Source organism: Streptomyces murinus, assembly GCF_002154555.1.
Taxonomy (GTDB): domain Bacteria; phylum Actinomycetota; class Actinomycetes; order Streptomycetales; family Streptomycetaceae; genus Streptomyces; species Streptomyces murinus.
This window is the reverse complement of the sequence record NZ_MUNF01000597.1, coordinates 1-4,584: the sequence shown is the minus strand read 5'-3', so window position 1 is coordinate 4,584 and position 4,584 is coordinate 1. Positions and strand designations below refer to the sequence as shown.

Genomic DNA, 4,584 nt, shown 5'->3' with positions numbered 1-4,584 from the left:
GGCGCCGGTGCCGGGCGCGCCGAGCCCGTAGGGGCCCTCGGGGTCCTCCGGGTGCTCGGAGCGCAGCACGCCGAGGACCCGGCGCAGTTCGGTCAGGGCCTCCAGCGCGTTCCGCCGGATGCCCGTGAGGTTCTCGACCAGTTCGGGCGAGGGCCGTTCCACCAGGTGGGGGGCCACCTGGGCCTGGATGGAAATGACCGACATATGGTGCGCGACCACGTCGTGCAGCTCCNNTGCGCTCCTCCAGCAGGGTGCGCCGGGCCCGCTCCTCGGCGGTGAGGCTGGTCTGCTCGACGAGTTCGGCGCGTGCCTGCCGGCGGCCGTGCAGAGCGATGCCGAGCACCGTGACCACCGCGGACAGGACCACCGCGGCGACCCCGGTCGGCTGATAGTCGGCCCCGCCCCAGCCGCCCTCCAAAGCCCAGGTCAGCAGCGCGGTCAGGGCCAGCGCCTCGACCGCCACCCGGGCGCGCACCCGCAGCGCGAGCAGCAGCAGGACCAGCAGGTGGCCGATGATCCCGGCGGCCGTCCAGGGCCAGGAGAACACCACCCCGGGTATCTCCCCCAGGTGCGCGCGCACGGCGACGGCGCACACCACGGCCGCCGCCATGGACAGCCACCAGGCCGCGACCGGCCGGCGCAGCGCGAGCAGGACCGCGCCCGCCGGTGCGAAGCCGATAGCGAAGGCGGCACCCGGGTTCAGCCCGCCGTTGTCCCCCAGCTGGGCCACACCACCGAGCGCGACCCCGAACGCGGCCAGGCAGACCAGTCCGTGCGGCAGCCAGCGCAGCCACACGAACACGGGCAGCGGATCGCGTCGCGCCGTCCACAGATCGTCGCGCAGCACGCGCAGCGCCCGCAGTGCTCCCAGCACCCATGGCCCCCGCCGCCCGTGGTCCGCGAGCGGCGCGAACCTCTGACGATCCCCCGATTCCGTCACGCCGTCCACCTTAGACACGGTGACCTCGCGGAACACGGGGGACAGCCCCCGTATCCTCCCCGCCCGCCGCGCCGTTGGCGTGCCCGACGCGCGCGACGCGGCCGCGCCGCCCCGGCCGCCCGGCCTGCGCGATCCGCCCGACACCCCGGTGCACCCGGACCACCCTGCTGCGCCGCTTCCGCACACACCGCTCCCGCACGCGCCACCCTCGCACGCGCCGACGGCCGCCGCCGCCCTGCTCGTACGACCGGAACGCGCCCCAGCACACTGTGAGGACCAGGACGAACACCGGGAGCCAGCCGAGCCGGGCGGCGATCCAGGCCGGGCCGTCGGGGGCGGTGTGCAGGCCGGGCAGGCGGCCGGCCGGGAGGGTCGCGGCGGTGGTGGCCATCAGGGCGGTCTGGTGCCACAGGAAGATCGTCATCGCGGAGAGGTTGACCGTGGCCACGGCCGCCCACGGCAGCGGGCGGCGCATCGCGCGGCGCAGCCGGTCGCGCAGCAGCAGCGCGAGGCCGCACTGGGCGAGGCCGAAGGTGACGGCGGCGAGGGTCGGCGGGTCCAGGTTGGAGATCGCCGCGCCGGGCACGCCGACCATGGCGGCCGGGTAGCCCGCCCAGCAGACCAGGCCCACCGTGGCCGTCGTACCGAAGACCAGCAGCACCCGGCCCGCACGGCGGGTGTCCAGTTCACCGCGGGTCCAGGCGGCGCCCAGGGTGTAGGGGACCAGCCAGCCGGCGGGCAGGTTCGCCCAGCCGAGCCAGGAGGGGCCGAGGTGCAGTCCGAAGCGCAGCACGTCCACATGGAGGACGACGGCGAGCGGCCACAGGGGGTGGAGGCGGGCGACGAGGGGGGTCGCGGCGGTCAGCGCGGCGAGGACCAGCAGGAACCACAGTGGGGACAGGGCGAGTTTGACGAGGGTGTGGACGGTGTCCGCCGGGGCGCCGGTGAGCAGCAGGCCCGCGGCGACCACGGCCCACAGGCAGAGCAGGGCGAGGACCGGACGGGCGAGGCGGCCGAGCCGGGCGCGCAGCCACTGCCCGTACGTCAGACCGCGGGCGCGTGCGGAGGCGAGGCTCTTGGTGGCCACATGCCCGCCCACCAGGAAGAACACCGCGAGGGTCTGGAAGATCCAGGAGATCGGGGCCAGCCAGGGCATACGGCCCAGGGGGCTGGCGGTGTACAGCCCCCCGTCGTGCGCGACCAGCGCGGTGACCAGCCAGTGGCCGAGCACGACCCCGAGGATCGCGCAGGCCCGCAGGGCGTCGACGGCACGGTCACGGGAGTCGGGCGTGGCCTCGTCGACGCGCCGCGCGCCGTGCCGTACGGCCTGCCACCTCCCCTTCTTCGCAGGGCTGTCAGCCACGGGTGACCTCCGAGGTCTCGCCGCGGGTGATCCGGGCCAGGTTGGCGAGGGAGGCCGAGCCCGGGGTGAAGTAGCCGCTGTGGTCGGCCGGCCCCGCGTCGAAGACCCGGGCGCCGAAGTCCCTGGAGACAGGGTCGGCGCCGAGGCCGACGGTGGCGAGGAGCAGGTCGACGCGGACGTGCGGCACATCCGCCACCCAGTCCTCGCCGCCGCGCGCCGCCCAGACCCGGGCGCGGGTGCCGAGGCCGGCCACGTCGCCCGCGCCGGTGCCGGGGCTGCCGACCAGGGCGATGTCCGCCGCGTCGAGACCGCGCGCGGCACGCCCGCAGACGACGGAGCCGTAGGAGTGGCAGACGACGGAGAGGTGCGCGCCGGGGGCCAGCTCGCGCAACGTCCCTACAAACGACCGGAGTTGTGGCGCGGCTTCGTCGGCTCGGGTGGTGGTGGCGACCGTGGCGCTGACCGTGGCGGGCGTGCGGTAGCCGAGCCAGGCGACGACGGCGGTACGGGGGCCGGGGCCGCGGTTCGCCGCCGCGTAGAGGGCCTCGGCCGCACGGTGGAAGCGGGGGTAGGTGTCGAGGGAGGTGTCCGAGCCGGGGACCAGTACCGCGATGTGCCCGGCGTGCGCGAGATCGCCGAACACCTCGGTGACCAGGCCCGCGCCGCGCCCGTCAAAGGCCAGCAGCTGACGCCGTGTTGAGCCGATGGCCCGGTCGGCGGCGGCACGGCGGGAGTCCCCGTGGGCGGCCGCCATCCGCGCGGCACGGGTGGCGTCGGCACGGTTGGCGGCGTACGCGGTGGCGAGGGTGGCCGGGGTGAGCGGCGGCAGGGCCGCGGGAGCGGGAGCCGGAACATTCGGCCGGGCGGCCGCGGAGAGCGGGACGGTGAGCGCCGCGGCGAGCAGGGCGGCGACGACGGTACGACGGGTACGGTGCGCGAGGCGCCCCATGACGGCTTCCTTCCAGCCGTCCCGGCCATCGGGCTTGGCTGCCAAGGAAGTTAGAAAACGGAAGCCGTCGTCGGCGTCCCGCCGGGGAGCTGTCCTGGGGGGTAGTTCTCAGGTACTACGGGTATGACGGCGTGCCGACGGGGAGGGTGCGCCTGTGCTTCGGTGGCCCGGACGGTCGGCAGTCGCGCCGTGCACGTCGTACTCGCCCCAAGTCCCCCGGTCACCAAGCCAGTTGCGCGATCTCCTCCGCGACCGTGATACACGCGTCCGCCGCCGGGTCGATCAGGGGGAAGTGGCCCACGTCCGCCAGCAGGGTCAGGCCCACCGGTTCCCCCGCGTTCGCCGCGGCGTCCGCGTAGGCCTCGCTGACCACTTCCGGTACGACGAGGTCGGCGCGTCCCTGGACGAGGGTGGTGGCGATGCCCGTCGGGAGGAGGCGGGCGGGGTCGGCGTACGGCAGGCGCTGCTCGAAGTGGGCGCTGCCACCGAGGAGTTGGAGCGAGGCGTGCTCGCAGACGGCCAGTTGCTCGGCGACCGCGAAGTCGGCGATCGGGGCGAGGGCGACGACGCCGCGCAGGGGGGCGGCCTCGGGCAGCCGCCAGGGGGAGTCGGCGGGCAGGACGTGCCGGGCGGCGGCCCACAGTGCGAGGTGGCCGCCGGCGGAGTGGCCGGTGAGGACGGTACGGCGGACGTCGGCCCCCGGGAGCGCCGTACGGGCCAGGTCGGGGAGGGCGTCCAGGGCGGCGGCGACGTCCTCGAAGGTGTCGGGCCAGCGGCCCGCGGGCGGGGTGTCGCCCACCGGCTCGGTGTCGCCGCCGCGGCGGTACTCGACGTTGGCCACGGCGAAGCCCCTGCGGGCCAGGAAGTCGGCGAAGGGGGTGACATGCCGGCGGGCGTAGCGGGCGCGCCAGGCACCACCGTGCAGGACGACGACCAGCGGGGCCCGGGCGTCCCCCGCCGTGCGGGGGGCGTAGAAGTCGATCACCTGGTCGGGGTGGGTGCCGTAGGAGGCAGTGGCATCGGGGTCGACCGGGTCGTGCGAGAAGGCCGACTCCTCTTCGGCGGCGGCGCGGGCTGCGGCGGCGTCGTCCGGCATGCTCCAACCTCTCCATGATGGAACGTACTTGGGGGGCGGCGGACCAGGTGGGGGGCGTCGTCGGCCGTTGGCGGGGAACGGTATCAGGCGGGTGACGTGCCGGTACGCGGGGTGGGGTGGGGGGCGGGCCGGACCGCTCGCTCGCGCCGGCCGGGCGAACCAGGGTCGGCAGGACCGGCCCCGCACCCGCCCGCGGCCGATGACCGCGGGCGGGTGCGGACCGACGGGATGACCCT

The 4,584-nt window shown here is 75.8% G+C and carries 3 protein-coding genes and 1 pseudogene; all 4 read right to left on the bottom strand.

Features of this window, described 5'->3' with window-relative positions:
- A pseudogene (locus CCN72_RS30875) lies at positions 1 to 874 on the bottom strand (sensor histidine kinase); the annotation flags it as partial.
- Between the two features lie 76 nt (positions 875 to 950).
- Positions 951 to 2,303 (bottom strand): acyltransferase family protein, encoded by a 1,353-nt coding sequence (locus CCN72_RS30870; RefSeq protein WP_244174564.1) that lies wholly within the window; start codon positions 2,301 to 2,303, stop codon positions 951 to 953.
- Positions 2,296 to 3,252: an alpha/beta hydrolase gene (locus CCN72_RS40935; RefSeq protein ID WP_086811367.1), complete on the bottom strand. Its 957-nt coding sequence runs from the start codon at positions 3,250 to 3,252 to the stop codon at positions 2,296 to 2,298. Before CCN72_RS40935 ends, CCN72_RS30870 begins: the two co-directional genes overlap by 8 nt.
- 220 nt (positions 3,253 to 3,472) lie before the next feature.
- Positions 3,473 to 4,348 carry an alpha/beta hydrolase gene (locus CCN72_RS30860; RefSeq protein WP_086811365.1) on the bottom strand — a complete coding sequence of 292 codons (876 nt, stop codon included), beginning with the start codon at positions 4,346 to 4,348 and terminating at the stop codon, positions 3,473 to 3,475.
- Between the last annotated feature and the right edge of the window lie 236 nt (positions 4,349 to 4,584).